The 25,655-nt window shown below is 44.7% G+C and carries 19 protein-coding genes; 10 read left to right on the forward strand and 9 right to left on the reverse strand.

Annotated elements, in window-relative coordinates; translation table 11 throughout:
* Positions 1-123: 123 nt before the first annotated feature.
* From QH73_RS02905 to QH73_RS02915, 3 genes are read left to right on the forward strand one after another with little or no spacing between them, the layout of a single operon-like run.
* Positions 124-1,971, forward strand: coding sequence for a serine/threonine protein kinase (locus tag QH73_RS02905; RefSeq protein WP_063777328.1), 1,848 nt, complete (start codon positions 124-126; stop codon positions 1,969-1,971).
* Positions 1,972-1,989: 18 nt separating this feature from the next.
* Positions 1,990-5,157, forward strand: coding sequence for a DEAD/DEAH box helicase (locus QH73_RS02910; protein ID WP_039715156.1), 3,168 nt, complete (start codon positions 1,990-1,992; stop codon positions 5,155-5,157).
* 5 nt (positions 5,158-5,162) lie between these two features.
* Positions 5,163-6,002, forward strand: a complete 840-nt coding sequence (locus QH73_RS02915) for an SWIM zinc finger family protein (protein WP_039715157.1) — start codon at positions 5,163-5,165, stop codon at positions 6,000-6,002.
* Between the two features lie 240 nt (positions 6,003-6,242).
* On the opposite strand, the gene QH73_RS02920 is transcribed toward QH73_RS02915, so the two are convergent.
* The 3 genes from QH73_RS02920 to QH73_RS02930 form a co-directional block, all read right to left on the reverse strand.
* Complete coding sequence (locus QH73_RS02920) at positions 6,243-6,623, reverse strand: phosphomannose isomerase type II C-terminal cupin domain (protein WP_039715158.1); 381 nt, start codon at positions 6,621-6,623, stop codon at positions 6,243-6,245.
* A 223-nt stretch (positions 6,624-6,846) separates the two neighbouring features.
* On the reverse strand, positions 6,847-7,056 hold the full coding sequence (locus QH73_RS02925; RefSeq protein WP_132866529.1) for a type II toxin-antitoxin system antitoxin: 210 nt from the start codon (positions 7,054-7,056) through the stop codon (positions 6,847-6,849).
* Complete coding sequence (locus tag QH73_RS02930; protein WP_039715160.1) at positions 7,053-7,988, reverse strand: SPFH domain-containing protein; 936 nt, start codon at positions 7,986-7,988, stop codon at positions 7,053-7,055. The genes QH73_RS02925 and QH73_RS02930 overlap by 4 nt, the downstream gene beginning before the upstream one ends.
* A gap of 276 nt (positions 7,989-8,264) precedes the next feature.
* On the opposite strand from QH73_RS02930, the gene gatB reads away from it, so the two are divergent.
* From gatB to QH73_RS02945, 3 genes are all read left to right on the forward strand, one after another.
* Positions 8,265-9,749: an Asp-tRNA(Asn)/Glu-tRNA(Gln) amidotransferase subunit GatB gene (gatB, locus tag QH73_RS02935; protein ID WP_039715161.1), complete on the forward strand. Its 1,485-nt coding sequence runs from the start codon at positions 8,265-8,267 to the stop codon at positions 9,747-9,749.
* Positions 9,750-10,245: 496 nt separating this feature from the next.
* On the forward strand, positions 10,246-11,259 hold the full coding sequence (locus QH73_RS02940) for a helix-turn-helix transcriptional regulator (protein ID WP_039715162.1): 1,014 nt from the start codon (positions 10,246-10,248) through the stop codon (positions 11,257-11,259).
* A 104-nt stretch (positions 11,260-11,363) separates the two neighbouring features.
* The gene (locus QH73_RS02945) at positions 11,364-11,834 is read left to right on the forward strand and encodes an AMIN domain-containing protein (RefSeq protein ID WP_201277931.1); all 471 of its coding nucleotides are present in this window, start codon (positions 11,364-11,366) and stop codon (positions 11,832-11,834) included.
* Positions 11,835-11,858: 24 nt separating this feature from the next.
* On the opposite strand, the gene QH73_RS27670 is transcribed toward QH73_RS02945, so the two are convergent.
* Positions 11,859-11,999, reverse strand: coding sequence for a hypothetical protein (locus tag QH73_RS27670; protein WP_201277932.1), 141 nt, complete (start codon positions 11,997-11,999; stop codon positions 11,859-11,861).
* 15 nt (positions 12,000-12,014) lie between these two features.
* Positions 12,015-12,890, reverse strand: coding sequence for an IS982 family transposase (locus QH73_RS02950; RefSeq protein WP_063777329.1), 876 nt, complete (start codon positions 12,888-12,890; stop codon positions 12,015-12,017).
* Between the two features lie 55 nt (positions 12,891-12,945).
* Between QH73_RS02950 and QH73_RS02955 the strand changes: the two genes are divergently transcribed.
* Both QH73_RS02955 and argJ read left to right on the forward strand, forming a co-directional pair.
* Positions 12,946-14,691 carry a TonB-dependent siderophore receptor gene (locus QH73_RS02955; protein ID WP_374189007.1) on the forward strand — a complete coding sequence of 582 codons (1,746 nt, stop codon included), beginning with the start codon at positions 12,946-12,948 and terminating at the stop codon, positions 14,689-14,691.
* Between the two features lie 156 nt (positions 14,692-14,847).
* Positions 14,848-16,182 (forward strand): bifunctional ornithine acetyltransferase/N-acetylglutamate synthase, encoded by a 1,335-nt coding sequence (argJ, locus tag QH73_RS02960; protein ID WP_039715165.1) that lies wholly within the window; start codon positions 14,848-14,850, stop codon positions 16,180-16,182.
* 31 nt (positions 16,183-16,213) lie between these two features.
* On the opposite strand, the gene QH73_RS02965 is transcribed toward argJ, so the two are convergent.
* Together QH73_RS02965 and QH73_RS02970 are read right to left on the reverse strand one after the other, a co-directional pair.
* Positions 16,214-17,305: a hybrid sensor histidine kinase/response regulator gene (locus QH73_RS02965; protein WP_039715166.1), complete on the reverse strand. Its 1,092-nt coding sequence runs from the start codon at positions 17,303-17,305 to the stop codon at positions 16,214-16,216.
* A 144-nt stretch (positions 17,306-17,449) separates the two neighbouring features.
* Entirely contained in the window at positions 17,450-20,824 is a 3,375-nt protein-coding gene (locus tag QH73_RS02970; protein WP_052289980.1) for a PAS domain S-box protein, read from the reverse strand.
* Between the two features lie 490 nt (positions 20,825-21,314).
* Here QH73_RS02970 and murJ point away from each other — a divergent pair, with 490 nt between their 5' ends.
* Positions 21,315-22,919, forward strand: coding sequence for a murein biosynthesis integral membrane protein MurJ (gene murJ, locus QH73_RS02975; protein ID WP_039715167.1), 1,605 nt, complete (start codon positions 21,315-21,317; stop codon positions 22,917-22,919).
* Positions 22,920-23,003: 84 nt separating this feature from the next.
* On the opposite strand, the gene QH73_RS02980 is transcribed toward murJ, so the two are convergent.
* Both QH73_RS02980 and QH73_RS02985 read right to left on the reverse strand, forming a co-directional pair.
* A complete protein-coding gene (locus QH73_RS02980) occupies positions 23,004-23,312 on the reverse strand; it encodes a DUF3181 family protein (protein WP_039715168.1) in 309 nt (102 codons plus the stop codon).
* 147 nt (positions 23,313-23,459) lie between these two features.
* Positions 23,460-23,732, reverse strand: coding sequence for a 2TM domain-containing protein (locus QH73_RS02985; protein ID WP_039715169.1), 273 nt, complete (start codon positions 23,730-23,732; stop codon positions 23,460-23,462).
* Positions 23,733-23,956: 224 nt separating this feature from the next.
* Between QH73_RS02985 and QH73_RS02990 the strand changes: the two genes are divergently transcribed.
* Positions 23,957-25,582: a response regulator transcription factor gene (locus tag QH73_RS02990; RefSeq protein ID WP_039715170.1), complete on the forward strand. Its 1,626-nt coding sequence runs from the start codon at positions 23,957-23,959 to the stop codon at positions 25,580-25,582.
* Positions 25,583-25,655 lie beyond the last annotated feature (73 nt).

The raw sequence follows: 25,655 nt of genomic DNA on the forward strand, positions 1-25,655 counted from the left end.
TGGGAGGGTGACAGGTCTATAAGTGGAACTAAGTTAAAAATTCTACATAAAAGCGATTTAGCATAGGCAAGAGGCAGAAATATTAAGCAAGCCTAAAGGTCCTGCATTAGTCTTGAGGGGAGTATGCTAGCTGGAAAAACATTACAGCGTGGGAAATATACCCTGGAACAAGAAATAGGACGGGGTGGATTTGGCATTACTTATAAAGCCACCCACCAATTTTTGGGGCAACCAGTGGTAATCAAAACGCTGAATGAATTGCTCCGGCAAGCGCCGCAGTTTGCCAAGTTTCAGCGCCAATTTCAGGATGAAGCCCGACGCTTAGCAGCCTGCGTCCACCCCAATATTGTGCGAGTCAGCGACTTCTTTGTTGAGGACGGCTTGCCATTTATGGTGATGGATTATATTCCCGGGCAAACTCTTGCCAAAGTAGTGTTTCCAGATCGTCCCTTGCCAGAAACGCTGGCAATTCACTACATTCGGCAGATTGGCGCGGCATTAGAAGTCGTGCATCAGAAGAACTTGCTGCATCGGGACGTGAAACCCCAAAACATTATTTTGCGCCAAGGGACTCAGGAAGTTGTACTGATTGATTTTGGAATTGCGCGAGAATTTACTCCAGGTTCAACCCAAACTCATACCAACATGGTTTCGGAAGGGTACGCACCCATAGAACAGTATCTTGCTCACGCCCCCCGTACTCCAGCTACAGATGTTTATGCCCTAGCAGCAACGCTATACGCGATCTTGACAGCCAAAGTACCAGTTGCCGCTAGCCTGCGCGATCGCATCCCTATGCCCAACGTGCGCCAAATCAATCCTCGGTTAAGCGTTGACGTGGAACGAGCGATTATTTTGGGAATGGAGATTGAAGCTGTCAATCGACCTGCTACCGTAGCCGATTGGCTGGAACTATTGCCCCATACTTATTCCCAAAGTTTCTCAGGTGGTCTGACGGGTGGCGGGCGATCGCAAACTCATAATTCTTCGATCCCAAATTGGCTTTCTCAGTCCAGCCAACCTGGAGTATCGGTGATGGAACCCCCATCTGCCGAGAGCGAGGAGATCCCCGCCAAGCAATCTTTTTTACGCGGTTTGTGGATTGGTGGTGGTTTAGCTGCGATCGCTGGCATTGCAACTCTAGCGATCGGTACAGTGTTTCCTAAGTCTGTCCCTCAGTCACCTCAAAATTCAATACCCGCGCGCTCCAGCCAGCCTGCACCTCAGTCTACATCGCCCACCGATGCTAGATATGAGAAAAACATTACACTTCCACAAAAAGAAAACTCGCAACCAAAAAACTCAACCGCTCCCCCACCAACTCAACCTGTAAAAAATACTACTGAGCAACATCCAGCAGTCAATACTTCTAGGCAAAGTGGGACGCAAAATCTCAGCAGCCCCGTCAACCCAACAATTCGATCTGGCACTCGCAGATGGAGACAAGATCGGAATAATGCTGGGCAAGGTTTTAACCGTAGGGTGCGGGCTACCTCGTCAACCAGAAATCGCTCAACTGTCACGCCTACTCAATCTAAAAATAATCTTCAACGTAACTCGACAAATAAGAGCAAACCGTCTCAACCTGTACCATCTCCTACACCAAAATCAGAACAATCCCCAACATCTAAGCAGTCTCCAACTGCACCTTCGCCAACGCCATCTCCATCCCCGGAAGCATCACCATCACCTCAGAACAACCAACCAGCGCCAGAACCATCGCCCTCACCCCAGAACAACCAACCATCCCCAGAACCATCGCCCTCACCCCAGAACAATCAACCAGCGCCAGAATCATCACCGACAACTAACAACCAGCCACCATCGCCAACACCCGCCGCACCAAGTCCAAATTCTCCTCCGGTCAAAGAAGGAGAACCAATGTTGCCTAGCGATTATGAGTCTGGTAGCATTGCACCATCACCAACGCCCACAGCTGCACAAACACCGCCTGCCAATCCACCACATTAGAAAACCTGGTATCTACCCATGAAAATCATCCACGGTACTTGGATTCCCTCTGCCGAAGCTGATTTCATTCAAGCAGGTGCATTTTACCTGTGGGTAGAAACTTCAACTGTCCAAAAACGTCGCAACACCGATCGGCGCACCCATCCTTTTCATTTGGCTTCAGCAGATCTAGAAGCCTTCTTAACTGAGCAATTGGGAATTGTCTCAGCTACTTATGGCAAGACGAACGCTCGAATTTCTACTAAATATTTTGCCTTGCCAACTGCAAGAGATCGCCCCCTTCCTTCACCAGAATTAGCTAGATATCTTGATGACATCGATCCAGAAAACGAAGAATTTGCATATTGGGCGATCGCTTGTTACTTAGTTAATACCAGCGTCAAAACAAACAGTTACAGCTATAGTCAAGTCAGTAATATTATTAAACTGCTCAACGATATTCATTTTTTAGCTTTAAATAATGCTAATGAAATTCAATTTGGTTCGGATTTAGTATTTTGGTATCACTACACCCAATCTTTTAAAGAAATTATCCTCAAAGACCAATATATTCCAGCACTGAAATATCACGAACTACAAATAACAAAAAGTAAGCGCAAACAGGCAAGTCATACATTTGACATTTATCCAGCTTGGGAAATTATCTCAGAACAATACGATGCGATCGTCCAAAAATATGTCGATTATATGCCAGCTATCTGCACTGCGGGACGAGCAAATATCAGCGATCGCGTAGAATTTTTTACTCCAGAAACTTTGCTGCGGCACTTTTCGGAATACCTATTACAAGATATTGTCACTCATACCCCTTCTACATCCGCATTTGATAGCTTAATCTCTGACTCCCTGCTGCAAAAATGCTTTCAATCTAACAATACTCCCCAACAAAGCGATCGCGCTTTAATAGAATACAAACAGTGGTACGCTTGGAAAGAAAAAATTGCCCGTACCCAGACTGCTATGGCTTTCGACCTCTGTTTTCAACTCCAAGAAGCACCAGCCGATCGCGTAGATAATTGGAATATTGACTTTTTAGTAGCGGCAAAACAAGACCCATCCTTAAAGCTAACCTTGGCTGATTATTGGGGTATGAACCAAAGAGCTAAAAAAGCTTGGTTCAAACATTTGGGTACGGATTTTGAAGCCAATTTGTTGCTAAATTTGGGATATGCAGCGCGAATGTACCCCTTACTTTGGGAAGGATTAGAAACCGATCGCCCCATTGGATTACCGCTGAGCTTATCACAAGCCTTTGAATTTCTCAAAGAAAATGCCTGGGTATTAGAAGATGCAGGCTACAAAGTTATCGTTCCTGCTTGGTGGACTCCTGAAGGTCGTTGCCGCGCTAAAATTCGCCTCAAAACGTCTTCACGCGGTGCTAAATCTACAACTACTAACCAAGGTTATTTCAGTCTAGACTCTCTAGTGCAGTATCAATACGAATTGGCAATTGGGGGTGAGGCTGTCACGCAAAAAGAATGGCAGCAACTTGTGAATGCGAAAACTCCGCTCGTACAATTTCGGGGTCAGTGGATAGAATTAGACCAAGATAAAATGCGACAAATGTTAGAATTTTGGCAATCTCAAGCTAAAGAACAGCCGGAAATGTCGCTACTCGATTTGATGAAATTAGTAGCTTCAGAAGATGAATTAGAGGTTGACCATGATGATGCTTTAGAAAAAATGATGGCGAAGTTGCAGGACAAAAGCAAGTTAGAACCAATCTCAGATCCGCCGCAGTTGCAAGGTACTTTACGGGAATATCAAAAGCGTGGTGTGGCTTGGCTGCAATATTTAGAAGCTTTAGGAATCAACGGATGTTTAGCTGATGATATGGGACTGGGAAAATCGGTACAGGTAATTACCAGAATCATCAATGAAAAAGAAGCGATTGCCACACCACCAACTTTATTAATTGCACCTACATCAGTTGTAGGAAATTGGCTGCGAGAAATTGCCAAATTTGCGCCGCATCTACAAGCAATCGTACATCATGGTAGCGATCGCCTCAAAGATGAAGCTGAATTTAAAGCTACCTGTCTCAAACACGACGTCGTGATTACTTCGTTTACTCTCACTCGTAAAGATGAAAAACTTTTAAGTAGTGTCACATGGCAACGCATAGTAATAGATGAAGCCCAAAATATCAAAAATCCGAAAGCAGCTCAAACTCGCACCATTTTAAAATTACAAGCTAAACACCGACTAGCATTAACAGGAACGCCTGTAGAGAACCGCTTATTAGATTTATGGTCGATTTTCAATTTTCTCAATCCAGGTTATTTGGGAAAAGAAGCACAATTTCGGAAATCGTTTGAAATTCCAATTCAAAAAGATAATAGTAAAGTTAAATCTAGCAGTTTAAAGAAATTAGTCGAACCGTTTATTTTGCGGCGAGTCAAAACTGACCGAGCGATTATTAATGACTTACCGGATAAAGTCGAACAAAACCTCTATTGTAACTTGACTAAAGAACAAGCTTCACTCTATGAAGCTGTGGTAAAAGATGTCTCGAAGCAAATTGAAGAATCTGAAGGAATTCAACGCAAAGGATTAATTTTATCGACTTTGTTGAAACTAAAACAAGTCTGCAATCATCCAGCTCAGTTTTTACAAGATGGGAGCGAATTTTCCCCAGAGCGCTCGCACAAACTCAGCCGTTTAGTAGAAATGGTAGAAGAGGCGATCGCTGAAGGAGAAAGTATGTTGATTTTCAGTCAATTTAAAGAAATTTGCGACCCTTTAGACAAGTATTTGAAGCACAATTGTCATTACAATACTTATTACATTCATGGTGGGACAAATCGTAACAAACGAGAAGAAGCGATCGCCGAATTTCAAGACCCTGAAACAGAACCTTCGGTATTTGTCCTATCTCTCAAAGCTGGCGGTGTAGGCATTACTTTAACTAAAGCTAACCATGTCTTTCACTTCGATCGCTGGTGGAACCCCGCAGTAGAGGATCAGGCAACAGATAGAGCTTTTCGGATCGGTCAGAAGAAGAATGTTTTCGTACATAAATTTGTCGCAATGGGTACTTTAGAAGAACGCATTGACCAAATGATTGCTGATAAGAAAAAGCTGTCTTCTGCGATTGTTGGCAATGATGAATCTTGGCTGACAGAACTCGATAATGAAGCATTTAAGCAACTAATTGCATTAAATAAAACTGCAATATTGGAGTAGCGATTGTGGCGAAATTTAGTCGAACTTGGTGGGGTAAGCGTTTTATTGAAGCCTTAGAAGCATTCAGCGACTCAGGGAGGTTGGGGCGTGGACGTTCCTATGCTAGCAATGGTAAAATCATTGAATATAAAATTGACGGCAACAAAATTACGGCTAAGGTAAGAGGTTCGATTAATCCCTATTTTGGGGTATATAAAGAACCAAAATACGATACGAAATTTGAAATTACAGCAATTGACAAAGCGAGTTGGTCAAAGGCAATTAAATACGTTTCTTCTAAAGCAAGTTTTGTGTCAAAATTGTTAATGAATGAAGTGCCAGACAGTATTGACTCAGCTTTTGCCGACTTAGGATTGCATTTACTACCACATAGTAGAAAAGATTTCAAGACTAGCTGTAGTTGTCCCGATTATGCGAATCCTTGCAAACATATTGCAGGTGTTTATTACTTAGTTGCATCTCAACTCGACCATAACCCATTTCTTTTATTTGAATTGCGGGGATTATCTAAGGAAGAATTGCAGTCAGAACTCGTGAAATCTCCTTTAGGAAAGGTTCTATCCTCCGAGTTAACTACTAAAGAAATTCCCTTAGTATCGGCAGCATCTTATTATACACAACTCGAACAAGTGCCTGTAACCGAACAGATAAATTCCAGAGAATTTTGGTTTGGGACTAAGCGCCTACCATCAAATATTGAAGTAGCCGAACCAGCGATGATTCCAGCAATTACAATTAAAAAACAGGGAGACTACCCCGCTTTTTGGCAAAAAGATACTTCCTTTATTACGGTAATGGAAGAATTGTATCAAAGAGTGAGAACGAAAAATAAAGATGTTATGTAAAGCGTTTGAGAGTAGGAGCATTCATAGGAGCGATCGCCTTCACAACTTTACTTGGATCGTAAAACTTTGTCCATTAGACTAACCAGTACTCGCCCCTTCGCTTGCGATCGCCATGTAGGATATCATAATGATTGATATTTGATTCTGGCTAGATAAGATACTCGTTGTCTCTAAGTAAAAAGCGCACTTTCTCAATATTGTCGCCAGCAGAGTTGCGAATTGCCTCTCGCGACTCTCAAATCAAGTCAGATCGTAAGGACGTTCGGTATCATCTTCACCCATATATTCGCCATTTTGAATTTCTAGTAAAATTAGCGGAATTGCCCCAGGATTTTCAATACTGTGTAGCGTTGCTACAGGTACGTATGTAGATTCATTGCGATGTAGCAACTTATCTTCATCACCGCAATTAATTTTAGCCGTACCAGAAACAACAACCCAATGTTCGCTACGATGATAGTGAATTTGTGGTTTAATTCGGTGCTTTGGCTTAATTTCAATCCGATTAATTCTATAAGTTTTTCCTTCTTCTATTACCTCAACTAAACCCCAATATCTCTGACCTGCGTGTGGAGAGGATTCGATCGCATCTAACTGAGCTTGATTCCCGTTATTGGTCATAAATAGCCTGAAAATAAACATCAATCGCCATTATTAGCAGAAGTATGGCATTTCAGCTCTGGAAGAGTAGGTTGGTTAACGAAATCTTCAAATTTGTTTAAACTTCAAAATGCACTCTTCACAATCGGCTGTTTGGGTATTAAGCTGAACTAGTTTCAACCCGATAAAAACTTCGTTGCTAAAACTGCGGTATTTCGAGCTAAATATCTCGATCGACTCATTACTACAAATCTTCCGCGTCTGTATTTTCTTCAGGAGATTCAGAAACTTTCTTGTGCCGATCCTCCTTCCATCTTCCAGTTTTTCTTGCTGCGTCTGTGAGTAAGTATTCAATTTGAGCATTGACACTTCTGAGTTCGTCAGCCGACCATTTTTCTAATACTTCATACAGTTTTAGATCTAGACGTAGCAAGAATCTTTTTTTTTGACTCATGTATACAAACTACCAGTATTGACTACAGGCTGAGCATTTTGTTCCGAGGTTAAAACCACGAGTAAATTATTCACCATCGTAGCTTTGCGTTCCTCATCCAATTCGACGATTTGTTGTTCGCTCAACCTTCTCAATGCTTCGTCAACCATCCCCACAGCACTATCGACAATCTGTCGTCGAGCATCAATGATTGCTTTCGCTTGTTGGCGGCGGAGCATTGCTTGAGCAATTTCTGGCGCATAGGCAAGGTGAGACAACCTAGCTTCAATAATCTCTACTCCTGCGACTTCTAAGCGTGCTTGTAACTCTTGTTGAAGCGATCGCGATACTTCGTCAGGAATGCCTCGCAGCGAAGGTATACTCTCATCATCACCTGTGTCATAGGGGTAGCGGATGGCTAAGGCACGAATTGCCGTTTCACTTTGGATGGCAACAAATTCTTCGTAGTCGTCTACTTCAAAATAAGATTTGGCTGAATCTACAACTTGCCACACCACCACAGCTGCAATTTCAATGGGACTGCCTTGAGCGTCGTTGACTTTAAGAATTTTGCTGTTAAAGTTGCGTACTCGCAAAGAAATCTTGCGTTTGCGGGTAAAAGGGTTAGTCCACCAAAAGCCTGCTTCTCTAGCGCTACCAGCATAACGACCCAAAAATGTTACTACAACTGCTTGGTTTGGTTCCACCGTAAAGAACCCCGAAAATGTGGGAATAATGACTGCTATTAAAGTTGCTCCCAGCCATGCACCTATTTCTGCCGTGGTGTCTTCTCCCAGTAAATCGGTAATTTTCAGCGTTCTCCCTAATATTGCTTCCCATCCTTGGATAGTCGTCCACAACCACCAAACAGCCAAAATTGCGATCGCCCCCAGTACTACCAGCGCCACAAAACCATCAACCTTAAAGGCAGGACGCTCTTTTAATCTCTCCATATTCCGTACTCCTAACAATTTTTATGAATTGATACCAATGTGATATCGCGATAATATGCCAGCATTTATTTGATGTCAATGTGATATCATGGTAGTATGATGTCTGCTCGTACCAAGTTCGAGAAAATTTGGTACGCAGATGGATGCGGATGTTGGCGCAACCAACACGAACGGGTACGCGGATGGACAGATGACTGGTGACGACTCCCGACTCCCGACTCCCGACTCACTTGCTAAAGTATTGAAGTGTAATCATCAGAGCGGCAAATAAAAGATATGACTACTGCTGCACCGACAAAAACTAAATATGAGGCGATTATTGGTTTAGAAACCCATTGCCAGCTGAATACAAACACGAAAATTTTTTCGAGCAGTTCTACAGAGTTTGGTTCGCCTCCAAATACAAATATCGATCCGATTTGTATGGGTTTACCTGGGGTGTTGCCCGTATTGAATGAGAAGGTATTGGAATACGCAGTGAAGGCGGGTTTGGCGTTAAATTGCCAAATTGCATCTTATAGCAAGTTCGATCGCAAACAGTATTTTTATCCTGACTTACCGAAGAATTATCAAATTTCTCAGTATGACTTGCCAATTGCCCAACACGGTTGGTTAGAAATCGAACTTGTGGATGCAGATAATAATCCCATCCGCAAGCGTATTGGGATCACGCGCTTGCATATGGAAGAGGATGCGGGCAAGTTGGTACATGGGGGGAGCGATCGCCTGTCTGGTTCGACTTACTCTTTGGTAGACTACAACCGTGCTGGCGTGCCTTTGGTAGAAATTGTTTCAGAACCCGATATGCGATCTGGACAAGAAGCGGCGGAATATGCTCAAGAGTTGCGGCGGATCTTGCGCTATTTGGGTGTCAGTGATGGCAATATGCAAGAGGGTTCTTTGCGTTGCGACGTGAATATCTCCGTGCGTCCTGTCGGACAAAAAGAGTTTGGCACGAAGGTAGAAATTAAAAATATGAACTCGTTCAACGCCATTCAACGGGCGATTGAATACGAGATCGAACGACAAATTGCAGCTGTAGAGTCTGGAGAAAGAATAATTCAAGAAACCAGGCTATGGGAAGAAGGCAGCCAACGCACTGTGAGTATGCGGACTAAAGAGGGTTCTAGCGATTACCGCTATTTCCCCGAACCCGATTTAGCGCCGATTGAAGTTTCCAAAGCACAATTGGAACAATGGCGGGTTGAGTTGCCAGAATTACCAGCCCAAAAACGCCATCGTTATGAAAGCGAACTAGGGCTTTCTGCCTACGACACCCGCGTATTAACTGACGAGCGAGCGGTATCGGAATATTTTGAAGCGACGGTAGCGGCTGGAGCCTCGGCAAAACAAGCTGCTAACTGGATCATGGGAGATATTGCGGCTTACCTGAATAGCAATAAACTCAGTATTGGTGAAATTGCGCTTAAACCAAAAACGCTAGCAGAATTGATCCAGTTAATTGAAGGCAATACAATCAGCGGCAAAATTGCTAAAGATATCTTGCCTGAACTGCTAACTCAAGGTGGTTCGGCGAAGGAGCTAGTAGAACGTAAAGGATTAATCCAAATTTCCGATCGCAGCGCCATAGAAGCGATCGTCGAGCAAGTGATTGCAGCAAATCCCAAAGAACTAGAACAGTACCGCAACGGTAAAACCAAGCTTCTCGGCTTCTTTGTCGGACAAGTGCTGAAGCAAACAGGCGGACGTGCCGATCCGAAACTGACAAACCAACTGTTAGCGGAAAAGCTGAATGGGTAATGGGTAGTTGGTAGTTGGTAGTTGACGGTTGTTGGCTATCTGCGTACAGACTAAGGTATACCGCGTCTCTAGACCGATTGCTGACAACTGACAACTGATAACTGAAAAAGGCAATTCTTCATCGGATCTTTAAGAAAATCCCGTAGAAAGCCGTAAGATTCTTTACACACCACCTGTTATATTCTACTGAGTAGATGCACCCTGATGATTGGGAGAGTCACCGAACTGACTCTCTTTTTTTTTGGTCATTTGTCATTTGTCATTGGTCATTTGCCATTAAAAAGGAGGCAGGAGGCAGGAGCCAGGAGAAGATAGATAAAACACTCACCTCTTACTCCTCACCCCTCATCCCTCACTGATAACTGGTCACTGACAACTGGTCACTAGTTACTACTTTCTGCTCCCTGCTCCCTGCTCCCTGACAACCGCGATCGCCTGAAACTGCAAAAAAAATTAATAAGATAGTTTCTTATTAAGTTCTACGCGATCTGCTGTTATGACTATTACTATTTCTCAGCAAGCCTACGACGAACTGTTTCATCAGGAGACGGTAGAGCGATACCTTCGGTCAGCTTCGCTAACGCAACACCCCGATCCCGACGATTTATTGGATGTCGTGTATCGATTTCCCCCAGCGTTAGGACAAGGTTACTGGCGAGAAATTCAATTGCGGGAAGGAATGCAGTTGACAATTGGAAATTTACAGATGCGCGATCGCATTATTACCGGAGCGCCAGAACGGGAAGATTGGTGGGAATATCACTTTCATTTTTCTGGAGAGCATCAAGACAGGTACAACTTAATATGTGGCGGACAATACGCACTTTATGGCAATGGTTTAGCTCCTCAAGAAATTTGGGATTGTTCGGGTAAAGAACCATATTCTGAGATTCTGATCCACATACAGCCGGAGCTACTTTACTCCTTTGCTGGCGATCGCGAAGGAGAATTACCGCGCTGCTTGCAACCGTGGATTAGACAGACTGAGCGCGAGCGTTATAGCCGTCTGGGAACTGCAACCCCTACCATGCAGACTGTAGCCAAACAAATCGTCCAGTGTCCCTACCAAGGAATTGCCAAGCGAGTTTACTTAGAAGGCAAGGTTTTGGAGTTAATGGGAATGCTGATTGCTGAGGAAATTGAAATTGGGGACGGCAAATACAATCCTTACTCTTTAAAATCTGATGCAGTAGATAGAATCCACCACGCCAGAGATATTTTGCTACAACGATTGGACGAGCCGCCAACTCTGGCAACACTGGCAAGACAAGTAGGACTCAACGAATGTACTTTAAAACGGGGCTTTCGGCAGATTTTCGGGACAACAGTATTCGGCTATCTACACAACTATCGTCTGGAGCAAGCACGGCAACTGCTAGAGGCAGGAACCTGGAGGGTGGGAGAAGCTGCTCAAATGGTCGGTTACAGGGATTTTACTGCTTTTGGCAGGGCTTTTTATAAGAAGTTTGGGATACGACCACGCGACTGCATGAAAAAATATTCCGTTTGAGCCGAAAAGATATTCCGTTTAAGCCGAATTACGATCGCTTGAGTATCATTTGTTTCCTGTAAGCTAACTGAGAGAAATTCCTAGCAAGTTTATAGGTGTGGGTTGTGAAGTTGAAATTGTGGTGGCGATCGCTATTGTTAGCAGGTATGTTTTCTGTTGTGGCTGTTCCAGCAGTATTGATAGAAAACAGAGTTTTTGCTCAGTCACCCGCAAGTCATGCATCACCCATAACTGTCACCGGAGTAAGGCTGAACCAAACAGATAGTGGTTTAGAAGTGTTATTGGAAACTACAAGCAAGCAGCCACTCAGTGTTGTGACTTCCGGCTACGAGAAAACTTTTGTTGCCAATATTCTCAATACTCGGTTAGCACTACCAGAAGGCAAAAGCTTTCGTCAAGAAAACTTAACTGGAGGAATAGCAGTTGTCAGCGTCACTCAGCAGGGAGTCAATAGTATTAGGGTAAGTGCGATCGGTTCGGTGGGATTACCAACGGCAAAGTTGAGACAGAGTATTGGCAGTACCCTTCTCAGTTTAACTGCGACGATCGCTCCCACAGCCCAAACACACACCTGAGCCAGCAGTACCAGCAACTCTAACTCAGCCAGAGGCGATCCCACCAGAAACAGAAGAAATACCCCCACCAGTTACACCCGACGCACAACCAGAGGGATCGGCACAAGGGGACAAATAAATTGAAATTGTGGTGACAGGGGAGCAAGATGGGTATCTTGTACCCACGTGAGTTCGACGGGGTTATAAGACAGCAGAAGGGAGAGCAGGCAAGCCTTTGGGTTTTAGATCGAGAGAGGGTTTTTGAGGCAAATAAGTATAAGCAGTCAATCCAGCCAACAAATTGACCAGGAAATTCCAGATGCTTCTATGTCGGGAATGCTCGATTTGAGAAATATTTTTGAGCTGGTCATTAACCGTTTCTATCAAGGCTCGCTTCCGCAAGAGAATTTTGTCAATTAACTTGACCAACTGTTGCTTCATCTTTGTCTTGCGGCGTGTAATTAACTCCACCCCTTGCTGATAGAGTTTTTCAAACAGTTTTTGAGTTATGTAACCGCGATCGCCAAATAACTTCCCAATGATGTCTTGAGTTAGGTCAGGCACAGGCTTGCGATCATCTACATTGCCTGGGGTCAGCTTGAAGGCAAGCAACTCACCTCGTTCGTTAATAATCAAGTGCAGCTTAAACCCGTAGTGCCACCCGACCGAATTTTTGCTCCAACCTACCAAGCCTTCAAACACACGATGGCTTTTGGAGCGGTAAGGATGGCATACCTCAATCGGAGTCGAATCAATGAATGCAATGCCAGTCACCTCCCCCTTACGGGTCTGCACAAAGCAGCACAATAGCATCAACGACCAAGGCATCAATTCGACAAAACGATTATAGCTGACCAAATGAGGAAAAGCTTTACGCCAACTTGGTAGAACTTGTAGCGTGTAGAATTCTTTGAATGTACGATAGCCAGAGCCATGAAAAGCAATCACAATTGTCATGACCTCACTTAAGCTTAATCGAGAGCGACACAACCGTTCTCCACAACTTGCTGTCAACAGAGGCTGTTGCTGCCAATGTTGTTCAAAGCTTTGATAGAAGTCGTCTACCTCACAAAAAATTTAAGTCACATCGCTTGGGATACAATGGTGCTATTCATGATTGAGACCTATCACTGTGTATTTTGAGCATAGGTCTCTTTTTCCTTTTTGGCTCATCTCCCACCGTCGAACTCACGTCGTTGAAGTCTTGAAAGATCCAGCTTCGGTATTATTTGGTTTGGGAAACCCAGGTGGAACGATTAACATCGTCACAAAACAGCCACTGCGCGAGCCGTTCTATGCAGTTGAAGGGACGATTGGCAGCTATGACTTTTATCGAGGCGCGATCGATTTGTCTGGACCGTTAAACAGGTCTAAAACAATCTCTTACCGACTCAATGCTGCATATCAAGATAACAAAGGATTTATCGATTTCCAACAAGATAAAATATTCTTTATCGCACCTGTTTTAAGCTTTGATATTGGTAAAAATACAAAGCTGACTCTAGAAGCAGAGTACCGCAAATGGGACTTTTTCTTCTTACTAGGTCAACCAGCAGTTGGTTCGGTTTTGCCTACTGGTATTGGCAGGTTACCCCGTAACTTGAATTATAGTGAATCTCCTATCGGAGACGATAACACTTTTGGGATTACGACAAGCAAAGCAGGCCATCGACTCGAACACAAGTTTAGCAGAAATTGGTCAATTAGAAATAGCTTCCTTGCCTCATTCTATCGTGCAAATCGGGAATTTTTATATGCTACAAGTCTCGACCCTGATAATCGCACCCTAAATCGTGGTTATGAGCTTGGTGAATATGATGACAACATCTTTAATTTAGACACAAATATTTTGGGTACTTTTTCCACTGGTTCTATTCAACACCAACTTCTATTTGGCTTTGATTTATATCGAGTCAATGAATATCGACAACAGTATGTCAGTGGAGCTGCTGCACCACTCGATCTCTTTAATCCCGTGTACGGTCAGCCAATAGGTCCTATTACTGATAGGGGTGATACTTCTACGCTGACAGATTCGCTGGGTATCTATATTCAAGACCAAATTACGCTAGCAGACAATCTCAAGTTACTACTGGGTGGTCGATTTGATACCTTTAAGCAAACCACAGAAGATTTCATTGAGGACACAGAACAAGAGCAAACTGGGGATGCTTTTAGTCCCCGCTTAGGTATCGTCTATCAGCCGATCGAGCCAATTTCTCTTTATGCCAGCTACATTCGATCGTTTACACCAGCAATCGGTAGATCCTTTGATAATACCCAATTCCAACCAGAACGGGGGACGCAATATGACGTTGGGATTAAAGCAGATTTGAACGAACAACTGTCTGCAACCCTTGCCTTATACGATTTAACTCGCTCTAATGTCTTAACTGATGACCCAATAAATGAAGGTTTTTCTATTCAAACAGGCAAGCAAAACAGCCAAGGTATCGAACTCAACATTTCGGGTGAAATTCTACCAGGATGGAACGTTTTCGGTGGCTATGCTTACACTGATGCACGGATTAAAGAAGATGAAACTTTTGATGTTGGCAATCGCCTCAATAATACACCAGAAAACGCTTTTAATTTATGGACAACCTATGAAATTCAACAAGGCTCCTTGCAAGGGTTGGGATTTGGCTTAGGATTGTATTTTGTGGGAGAACGACAAGGCGATCTAGCCAATACATTTCAAGCCCCGAGCTATTTTCGCACTGATGCCTCGATTTTTTACAAGCGCGATCGCTTCCGCGCCGCTCTAAATTTTAGGAATTTATTTGACACAGATTACTTTGAAGCAGCATTAAATAGATTTCGCGTATTCTATGGTGAACCATTCACCGTTCAAGGAACAGTTTCCTGGGAGTTTTAGTAGCTGATACCACCCCTTAATTCCCAAAAATCCTCACTCCTGTACGGGCAGGTTCACCAGACTGACTTGTAAATAACAGGTAACTTAGATAAACCTGCCCCTACTACTCCTCACCCCTTCTGATATAATCGCAGGCTATGCGTTGGGAGAGAGAACATGGCATGGCATGAGATAAGTGGTGGAATCACTGCGCCAAGAGGTTACAAGGCAGCGGGTATTAGAGCAGGATTAAAACCTTCAGGACTACCAGATTTAGCTCTAATTTTGTCAGATGTAGAAGCGATCGCCGCAGGTGTTTTTACGACTTCTCAAGTCCGTGCTGCTTGTGTCGATTACTGCAAGCAAAGATTGCAAGACAAACCCAGTGCTAGGGCAATTCTTTGCAATGCAGGGCAAGCTAATGCTGCAACGGGTTCTCAAGGCTGGTTGGATGCCCTAGAGTGTGCGATGGCACTAGGGCAAGCGTTGAGTATTTCCTCAGAATCGGTGTTGCTAGCCTCTACTGGGGTGATTGGCAAAAGAATTGTGATGGATAAAATGCACGCTGGCATTCCTCAACTGGTTGCCGAAGCTTCTGAAACAGGTGGAGATGCTGCTGCACAAGCGATCGTCACTACAGATTTGGTCACAAAATCCATTGCTTTAGAGACAACAATGGGCGATCGCCCCGTTCGGATGGGTGGCATTGCTAAGGGTTCGGGTATGATCCATCCAAACATGGCGACGATGCTAGCCTTTGTCACCTGCGATGCGGCTGTCTCTCCCGCATTATGGCAGCATATGCTAAGTCGAGCTGCCGACAAAAGTTTTAACCAAATTACTGTCGATGGCGATACCAGCACCAACGATTGTTTAATTGCTTTGGCAAACGGACAATCGCGCACCCCAGCCATTACCGAGATGGGTGCAGAGGCAGAAAAGTTAGAAGCAATGCTCACAGCTGTGTGTCAACACTTAGCCAAAGCGATCGCCCGCGATGGAGAGGGTGCAACCTGTTTAATTGAAGTACAAGTCACAGGAGCAGCCGACGGAAAAGCCGCGCGTCAGGTAGCAAAAACGATTGCTGGCTCATCTTTGGTTAAATCAGCTATATTTGGACGCGATCCTAATTGGGGTAGAATTGCAGCTGCGGCGGGACGTGCGGGAATTCCCTTTCAGCAAGAAAACCTCAGAATTCAACTGGGAGATTTTCTCTTAATGGAAAACGGACAACCCCGAGACTTCGATCGCGCCGCCGCCAGTGCCTATTTAAAGCAAAAAGCAGCCAAACAGCCTCAAGTAGAAACTGTTAGTACTGCTCAGAGTAATGAATTATTAGCGGTTAAAGACGGAGAAACAACAGCTTTCGAGCGTCAAAGTGGAGGCGATCGCTTTCAAGACGAAACCGTCACGATCTCTGTCAGTATTGGCAATGGTTCCGGCTCTGGCATAGCCTGGGGCTGCGATCTCAGCTACGACTACGTGAAAATTAACGCTGAGTATACAACATAATGTAGAGACGTTACATGTAACGTCTCTACATTTAACGTTGCAACAACACGCTTACAGTTGTTTTCACTTCTGTCCCGCCACTTTCAATAAATAATTTACCTCCATGTAATTCTGTGATGCGTTTTGCCAAAATTAAACCCAAGCCTAAACCCTGTTGGTCGTAAAATTTGCGCTCGAATTGCATATAACCGCCAATACTAGCAATTTGTTCGTTAGACATAGCGCGTCCGTAGTTAGTAATACTAATTTTGAACCCATCTTTTTCAGTCGCAGCTTTGACATGAACAGAGGTACCAGCTTCAGAGAATTTGAAAGCATTGTCGATAATTTCTTCGATCGCTTTCTTCAAGTCTCGCTTCGCAATTTTGACGTTAGAATTAGCAACTTGTAAAATTAAATCTGCTTCGCGTTGATATTGTTTTGCCTTTTGAATTGCTATAGCAAAGATAATATCGCTAGGATTAAGGGTTTGACAACTGCGTAAAGCTTGGAGTTCTTCGGGATTAGTTGCTAATAGTTCAATTTGAGCGTACATAATAAAATTCTCAATCATTCTTTGCAGGCGTTGAGAAGAATTATGTAAATTTTGGGCTGTTTCTAACAGTTCTTGAGGTTTGATTGTATCGTAACTTTCAACTAGAACTTTAGAGAAAGATAAGACTTCGCTTAAAGGTAACAACAATTCTTGCGGCAGAGCATCGGTAATACTTCTGCGTAACTCGGCTAGCTTTTTTTCTGACTGTTGGGCAACAAACGCTTGCTTTTGCAATCTTGCTGCGATCGCACCTAATAATTCCGTGCGGGTAAATGGTTTGCTGATGTAGTCATCTGCCCCCATTTCCATGCCTTGACGCACATCTAATTTATCGGCTTTAGCCGTCAAAAAAATAAATGGAGTTGATGCTGTAAGTGGATTTTGACGCACCATAGTTAAGACACCATAGCCATCCATTTCTGGCATCATTACGTCACAAATAATCAAATCTGGCTTATGTGCCAACGCCATCTGATAGCCCTTCAACCCATTTTCTGCATCAAGAGTATCAAATCCTTCTGCTTCCAAACGAGCGAGTATATTTTCTCTAACTGATAGTTCGTCTTCAATCACTAAAATTCGGCTCATGGCGATCTTTCCTAATTAATTTGACTAGTTAAAAACCGGATTTCCAAAGAGATATTCTGAAGTTAATAGTCAGAACTTAAGGACAAAACTTGAATATGTTGTAACTTCATGGCTCGATCGATCCACATCAAGTTTTTCTGACTCCTAATTGCTTTCATAAGGAAGAGAAACTACAAAAGTTGTTCCTACTCCCACTTCACTTTCAACAGCGATATTGCCGCAGTGCAAATCGACTGCTCTTTTGACAATAGCTAAACCCAAACCCGTACCGGAAATCGTGCCGACATTGCTAGCTCGATAGAAGGATTGAAACAACTGTTCGCGATCGCTCTGGGGAATTCCAATGCCGCGATCCTGCACCTGAAATATAACTTTTTCCGGCTCGACATTCAGATTGAAACTGACGACGCTGCTTGTAGGAGAATATTTAATTGCATTTGATAGTAAATTAATCAGAATATGGCGCAATAACTTTTCATCCAACGCCACCTCGCTAGATTCACATTGAGAATTCAAGTGAATTGTGTGGCTGTCAGCAATCATTTGCATCTCCTCCACGAGATCGCGGCAGAACTGGACGATATCGAGCTTGATTGGGTTACACTCTAGTTTGCCCGCTTCGGCTTTCCCAATTAACAAGACATCATCTAAAAGTTGATTCATGTGCTTGACGGTAGTGACAATGCGCCGTAAGTGCAGAAGTTTCTTTTCTTCCGCCCATTGAGAACCAAAATCCTCCATCAATTCGGCTGAAGACAAGATCGTGGTTAATGGCGTGCGGAATTCGTGAGAAGTCATGGTGACAAAGCGAGACTTGAGTTCGCTCAGTTCTTTTTCTTTAGCCAGCGTGTGCTGCATTTCCGCTTCGGTGCGCTTGCGATCGGTAATGTTGCGGACGATCGCCATCACTTCATTTTCTGCACTCACGACAATTCGCGCTTCGTAATCGCGCAGTTCGTCTTCAGTGTAAAGTTGGTATTCAAAGATTTGCAATTCTCCCGTAGTTAAGGCTTGCTGAATGTAATACATTGTTGGCTGAGCGATTTCTGGTGGCAGCACTTCATCAATTCGTTTACCCAAAAATTGGTTTGGCGGAACAATTAACTCTTCTGCTTTAGAAACTTTGTAGTTGACAAAAATTCCATCACCGCTCATGCGAAACATTAAATCGGGAATTGCATTGATCAGAGCGCGGTTAGTAGCAAGGCTAGAACGGAGAGCTTCTTCTGCTCGCTTGCGCTCGGTAATATCGGTAGAAATACCCCCGACAGCGTAGGGTTCGCCAGCAGCGTTGAATAGGGGAAACTTCACTGAAAGGTAAGTATGCAAACCGTCATCGTGGGGGAGTACCTCTTCCCAATCCAATGCCGATTTTGTCTCTAACACCTGGCGATCGTTGGTTCGCAGCACCTCAGCAATTTCTGGCGGGAAGATCTCGTAGTCAGTTTTGCCAATTGCCTCAGTTCGATCTAAATGGAACAGAATCCCGTACCAAGAATTGATCGTGAGATATTTGCCCTCTAAATCTTTGACATAAATTAATGCCGTAGAGTTATCTAAAATTGCTTGCAGCCGCTCCTCGCTCTGCCGCAGTGCCTCTTGGACTTGCTGGCGTTCTGTCACATCGTGGGCAACGATGCAAAAAACTTCTTTGCCACCATAAAAAATTGAATTGAGATGAACTTCTGCATAAGCCACGCTGCCATTGCTACGATGATGTGGCACTTCTCCTAAGAATAGATTTTTTCCCCTCAGCGCGCGCTGGGCAGTGCGATCGATTGTCAGGCGATCGCCAGCAAAGATATCGTATAGCGTCAGTTGTAAAAGTCGCTCGGGAGCATAACCGAGGAAACGCGCAAAAGCATCATTTGCTTCCAAAATACGCTTTGTCTCGGTATCGACGAGAAAAATCCCCTCAGCAGTTTGCTTGACCACAGCACGATACCGAGATTCGCTGTCATGCAGTCCTTCTTCCGCTCGTTTGCGTTGCATTAATCCGCCTAGCTGGGTAGCAACAGTTGAGACGATCTCGACTTGATGCCTATCCTCGGGGCAAGATTCGGACATGAAAAAGGCAATGACAGCCAAGACTTCCGATTTGTCCGCAGCGCGATCGGCGACGATGGGAATAGCTAAACTTGCTTTGAGACCAGCAGCCCGTGCCAAATGGCTGCGCACGATCGCCATCTCGGTCTCGTCTTCTAGGCTCGGAATCCAATGCGGTTGCTGAGAACGCCAAACATGACCAATTAAACCAACCCCAGGGGAGAATTTAAATTTCTTACTCGAACTACGGAAGCTTGTGACGTTGTAATTCCTGCCATACCAAGCAGGACTGCTCTGAAGGATATCGTTTTCCGCACTGGGAATCCACGCCTCACCATAACTCCAACCCGTAAATTCGCAGATCTGACGCAGTGCCACTCCCAAAGCAGCATGGAAGTTTTGGGCATCTCCGATCGCCTGAGCGATTTTTTGTAACAACCGGACTTCTGCCTCGGCGCGGTGACGTTCTGCCATTTCACTATGGAGTTGCTGGTTGATGCTGACCAGTTCGGCAGTGCGATCGGCAACTTTGGTTTCTAACTGACAATAAGCATCATGTAGAGCTAATTCCGCAGCTTTGCGATCGCTAATATTACGAAAAATTCCGCGAGTCGCAGTTGGCTGAGACTTGACAAATTGACAGTTAATGATACCTTCAACCCAAATCTTTTCGCCTTGCTTGGTAACAAAAATTGTTTCAACTTGCGCGAAGTTCTCACCAGCCATGACACGCCCAAATACTTCTAGGCAGTGACACAAGCTATCGGGATGAATAATATCGTAGATTTTTAGCTCGGCAAGTTCTGTTTCACTATAGCCAAGAGTTTCTTTCCAGGCGCGGTTGACATAGATAAATCTGCCATCTGGCGTAACCGATTGAATCAAATCGTTAGCATTTTCAAATAAATCTCGATAGCGTTCTTGGCTCTGTCGCAGGGCAAATTCAGTTTGCCGCTGCTGTTGATGTGCCTGCTGTAAATCGATCAAATTCCGTCTCAGTTCTAACTGCGTCATCACCTGACGCGCCAAAATTTCTAAAGCCTCTAATTGTTGGGGACTCAACTCGCGAGGTACGTAGTCGATCGCGCAGAGAGTTCCCAAAGCAAAATTGTCCGATGTCACCAGCGGTGCGCCCGCATAAAACCGAATTTTGGGTTCTCCAGTCACCAATGGGTTCTCGGCAAAACGCTCGTCTTGACAAGCATCAGGCACGATCAGCAAGTGATGTTCTGCAATCGCCCGATCGCAAAAGGCGATATGACGAGGAGTTTCTGGAACAGTTAAACCAACTTGAGACTTAAACCATTGGCGATCGGCATCGACCAAACTAATGAGTGCTGTAGGAGTCTGGCAAATTTGGGCAGCTAAACGAGTAAGATCGTCAAACGCCTGCTCTGGTGAAGTATCCAGAATATCGTACCTCTGTAGGGCATGAAGTCTATCTGTTTCATTGCTAGGCAGTGGATCTTTCACCGTTATCTTCCTACACAGTTATCAGTTATCAGTTATCAGTTATCGTAGGGGCGGGTTTAGCCAACAGATTCACGGGCTTTAGTCATAATCTTCGTTCAAACCCCGCCCGTACAGTTATTCAGTTATCAGTTGTCAGTGACTAGTGGCTGGTGACTAGTTAATTCAGAATTCCAAAGCCGAATTCTCCAAGGGTTACTCTTAACAGTTAGTATTCCCATGTTTTTGGATTGACTTACATTTTTGCTGCCAGCAATGTGAAAGATTGAGAATTCTGGGTTTAAATGTTATTTGGCAAGCGAGTAGTGAAGAGTGGCTAGTGGCTGGTGGCTAGTAGTAGATAGGGTGTGGGGTGTGGGGTGTCGGGTGTAGGGAATTTTGTATTTCTCCTCTGCTCCTCTGCCCCTCTGCCCCTCAGCTCCCTCAGCTCCCGATCGCTCCCTCAGCTCTCTTCCCCTGCTCCCTGCTCCCTGCTCCCTGCTCCCTATTTTTTGTGTCTAATCAACAGAAATCTCGAACTTTAGCTGGAATTGCGGGGATTGTGGCGATCGCCACCCTGCTGAGTAAATTAGTTGCCTTGTTTCGCCAACAGGCGATCGCGGCGGCTTTCGGTACGGGTATAGCTGCTAATGCCTACAACTATGCCTATATCATTCCTAGTTTCTTTTTAATCTTGCTGGGAGGCGTGAATGGACCGATCCACACCACGATTGTCAGCATCTTAGAAAAGCGTAGCAAACAGGAAGCTGCTCCCCTAGTGGAAAGCATCACAACTTTAGTGAGCGGAGTGTTGTTGCTCGTATCCATCGCCCTGTTCTTATCGGCAGATGGATTAATTTATTTGGTGGGTCCGCAATTGAGCCAGACAGCCCACGCGATCGCCGCCGAGCAATTGCGAATTATGTCGCCGATGATTTTACTATCGGGATTAATTGGGATTGGTTTTGGCACGCTCAATACTGCCAATCAATACTGGTTACTGTCTCTCAGTCCCGTACTTTCTAGCATCACGATTATTTTAGGGCTGGGAATCTTATACTTGTCCTTGGGAAGCCAAATTATTTCTCCTGCTTACGTGGCGATCGGCGGGCAAGTTTTAGCCTGGGGAACGCTAGCAGGGGCATTATTACAGTGGATCGTACAACTGATCGTGCAGTGGCGGTTACGACTCGGTACGCTGCGGCTGCGGTTCGATTTTCGCTCTCCTGCCGTGCAGCAAGCAGTTAAGTTAATGGCTCCGGCTGTTTTTGCTTCAGGAATGCTACAAATTAATCTGTTCACTGATTATTTCTTTGCTTCCGGCATTCCTGGGGCTGCTGCTGCTTTCAACTACGCTAACTTGATCGTTCAGACTCCCCTTGGCATCATTTCCAATGTTATTTTGCTCCCCTTATTTACAATTCTCTCTCGTCTTGCCGATCCGTTGGAGTGGCACAATCTGAAATCGCGACTGCGCCAGGGATTGGTTCTGACGGCTCTCACGATGCTGCCTTTGGGAGCTTTGTTTGCGGCTCTAGCGATGCCAATCGTCCGCATTGTTTACGAACGCGGAGCCTTTCAACAAGACGATTCGCAGCTCGTAGCTTCAATTTTAGTTGCCTACGGCATTGGTATGTTTGTCTACTTAGGGCGCGATGTCTTGGTACGAGTATTTTACGCCTTGGGAGATGGAGAAACGCCCTTCCGCGTTGGTTTGTTAAATATCTTCCTTAACGCCCTGCTAGATTTTATCCTCATCAAACCTTTTGGTGCGCCTGGAATTACACTGGCAACGGTAGGAGTCAATACGATCTCGACGCTGCTGTTTTTGGGCATCTTGCATCGGAAACTCCACGGTTTACCATTGCGGCAATGGAGTTTACCCATTTTAGGTTTAATTGCCAGTGGTTTTACCGCAGGAGTCGCTAGCTGGGGGACTCTTTGGAGTTTGCAACATGTCTTCGGCAGTCAGGGATTAGTTTTACTACTGCTGCAAACGATCGCTTCTGGGTTAGTAGGCATCGGAATTTTTGCCCTCATCGCCACTCGAATGAAATTGCCAGAAATCGATTTTTTAGTGGCTCGACTAACTAAGAGGGGAGTCGGGAGTCGGGAGTAGGAAGTCGGGAAAGAGAGCTGGGGAGGCTGGGGGAGCTGAGGGAGAAAGAGCAACTGTCAACCAATTACCCATTACCCATTACCCTTACATATCGTTTTGGTATTTCTGCAAAATCTCCATCAAGTCAGTTTGACCTCGGGCTGGTATCAAGTCAATTAGGGGGATTTCTTTTTTCCCACCCCCAAGTTTGACAGGGATATTCTGTAAAACTTGCTGGACTCGATCTTCTGAGAGCGATCGCGCCGTCAAAATGGGGTAGAGTTGTTCGGCAAGTAGGGTATGAAGTTTGGCATCGGCAAGATAAAGATGCCATTTGGCGATGTCTATATATACGTTTTCGCCGATTTCTGCTGCGATCGCTTCAATAACTTCTGAAGTACTTTGTTTAGCCATAAAACTGAACTTCCTTCTATTTGAAAAGGGGAATGGATAAGTCGCAATTCAAAAGCTTGTTGCCAGAAAGCCTCTTTGCCTCACTCACCAATTACCCATTACCACTCTTCACTAATAGCTGATAACTGACAACTGATAACTGACTCTCTAGGTAGATTTGGGCGGTGTATCTGGCGTAGTTGATTCAGAATAGTTAGCGATCGCGGCAATGTAAATTAAATGTCCTAATAATACAGTTGCCCATCCCCCTGTTAACCAAGGCAACCACTCCCAAGTTGTGGTTTTGAGAATGTGGAAGAACCACAGACCGGAATTTATGGCAGCGAAAATCGCTACGTGGGTAGCAAAGTTCATGCGATCGTCTAAACGTCGATAGGCAGGATCGCGGCGGTCTGGTTTACGGGGCCAACGAGGAGGCATGTTTTTGTCGTTCACCGATTGAGTTATCTATATTTTATCGACTTCTTGCTGCCAATAGTAAGTATCGATGCCAAACTGGGCAAACTAAACCTGAAGTACGAAACACTCTCAAAACCAAATTTAAGTTTTATGGAAACAGTCATTTATATAAAAATGCTCGTTTGCCGCTATTGACAATGAGCCAAATAGAAATTAGTTGAATTTAGACGATTTAGGGATGACCCATGAAAAAGATCTTAGTGATAGAAGACGAGCGTTTAGTTAGAGACAACATCCTAGACTGTTTGGAAGATGGAGGCTATGAGGTTGTTGGAGTTGATAACGGTCAAGTTGGTCTAGACTGGGCAAGCGAACACAAACCCGATTTGATTTTGTGCGATGTGATGCTGCCGGAGTTAGACGGGTACGAGGTATTGCGATCGCTCCGTCAAGAACCAACCACGGCACTGCTACCGTTTGTTTTTCTCTCTGCCAAGGTGGAAAAAGCGGAGATCCGTCATGGCATGAACTTGGGAGCCGACGATTACATTACAAAACCCTTCACTCCTGACGAACTATTAGATACGGTGGCGGCGCGGTTGAAAAGACGGGATGCGATCGTCCAATATGCAGAACTTTTGCAGGCTTCTCTATTCAATAGCGATCGCATTTCGCTCGAACCTCAACCCACAATTAACCCTCCTTCCACGCCTGCACCAGCTCAATACCAAGATTTCAACGCATTCGCTAAGGAACTAGCAGCACTCCAATCAGCTCAATTTACTGGCAAATTAAATGTTAAAAGCGCCACGGCTCAGTCTTGGGACTTTTACTTGCATCAAGGGCGCTTGTTGTACGCTACAGGAGGAATGCATTTAGCGCGGCGCTGGCAGCGGCATGTCTCGACTTACTGCCCCCAAATTCAACTGACTCAATTAAATTTACCAGCCGAGCTTTTTACTAGACCTGCTTGGGAATATCAATTACTCGGCTTATTACTCAAACAACAACAAATCGGTCGCGAACATATTGCCCCAATAGTGCGCGATTGTGTTGTGGAAGTCCTATTTGACATGATGCAGACAGGGCAAGTCAATTATCAAAAATCAGAACAAGCCTTGCCTTTACAACTTCTTGCTTTAGAGTGGGAGCAAGTCTTCACCCCAGCCCAAAAACTATGGCAAGCTTGGCAATCGAGCAATCTAACTTCGCTTCTACCCAACTATGCCCCTCTAGTCAAACAGCCGGAAGCATTGCAACAACAAACTTCACCAGCTGTCTACCGTCAACTGACAGCAGTACTCGATGGCAAGCGATCGCTGCGCGAACTCGCAGTCTTGATGAAGCGTCAAGCTGCTGAAGTTGCTGTGTCTCTCTTACCCTACTTCCAATCCAAGATTGTCGAACTAGTCCAGCTCCCTGACTTACCAATACCGCACGCAGCCGCCGCCCAACCTGCAACACCACCGACATCAGCTGCACCTGCCACATCAACAGCAGCCAAATCACTCCTGATTGCTTGTATCGATGACAGCCCTCTCGTCTGCCAAACTATGGATCAAATGCTGTCCAATGCAGGCTATCAGGTGTTAACAATTCAAGATCCTCTACGAGCAATCTCAACTTTATTGACGCGCAAGCCAGATTTAATTTTCTTAGATCTGGTTATGCCCAACTTGAACGGATACGAAATTAGTTCGCGACTGCGTAAAATTGCAGCTTTCCGCGATACACCGATTGTCATTCTTAGTGGTAATGCGATCGACCGCGCCCAAGCGCAAGTAGCGGGAGTCTCGGATTACCTAGAAAAACCTGTACAAACAGAAAAGTTATTGCAAATGATTAGCAAATACATTTCTGTAGGAAGCTGAAGAGAAAAGTTGTAAGTCGTAAGTCGTAAGTCGTAAGTTGCAATTAATGACTTACTACACCCCACACCCCACA

The organism is Scytonema millei VB511283, from assembly GCF_000817735.3.
Taxonomy (GTDB): Bacteria; Cyanobacteriota; Cyanobacteriia; order Cyanobacteriales; family Chroococcidiopsidaceae; genus Chroococcidiopsis; species Chroococcidiopsis millei_B.

What these genes read in the sequence shown, in the direction of transcription:
- QH73_RS02905 (WP_063777328.1), top strand. Translation starts at nt 124, where the DNA reads ATGCTAGCTGGAAAAACATTACAGCGTGGGAAATATACCCTGGAACAA.
- QH73_RS02930 (WP_039715160.1), bottom strand. Translation starts at nt 7,988, where the DNA reads ATGGAGAGATTAAAAGAGCGTCCTGCCTTTAAGGTTGATGGTTTTGTG.
- argJ (WP_039715165.1), top strand. Translation starts at nt 14,848, where the DNA reads ATGGCATGGCATGAGATAAGTGGTGGAATCACTGCGCCAAGAGGTTAC.
- QH73_RS02910 (WP_039715156.1), top strand. Translation starts at nt 1,990, where the DNA reads ATGAAAATCATCCACGGTACTTGGATTCCCTCTGCCGAAGCTGATTTC.
- QH73_RS02920 (WP_039715158.1), bottom strand. Translation starts at nt 6,623, where the DNA reads ATGACCAATAACGGGAATCAAGCTCAGTTAGATGCGATCGAATCCTCT.
- QH73_RS02980 (WP_039715168.1), bottom strand. Translation starts at nt 23,312, where the DNA reads ATGGCTAAACAAAGTACTTCAGAAGTTATTGAAGCGATCGCAGCAGAA.
- QH73_RS02925 (WP_132866529.1), bottom strand. Translation starts at nt 7,056, where the DNA reads ATGAGTCAAAAAAAAAGATTCTTGCTACGTCTAGATCTAAAACTGTAT.
- QH73_RS02965 (WP_039715166.1), bottom strand. Translation starts at nt 17,305, where the DNA reads ATGAGCCGAATTTTAGTGATTGAAGACGAACTATCAGTTAGAGAAAAT.
- QH73_RS02985 (WP_039715169.1), bottom strand. Translation starts at nt 23,732, where the DNA reads ATGCCTCCTCGTTGGCCCCGTAAACCAGACCGCCGCGATCCTGCCTAT.
- gatB (WP_039715161.1), top strand. Translation starts at nt 8,265, where the DNA reads ATGACTACTGCTGCACCGACAAAAACTAAATATGAGGCGATTATTGGT.
- QH73_RS02990 (WP_039715170.1), top strand. Translation starts at nt 23,957, where the DNA reads ATGAAAAAGATCTTAGTGATAGAAGACGAGCGTTTAGTTAGAGACAAC.
- QH73_RS02940 (WP_039715162.1), top strand. Translation starts at nt 10,246, where the DNA reads ATGACTATTACTATTTCTCAGCAAGCCTACGACGAACTGTTTCATCAG.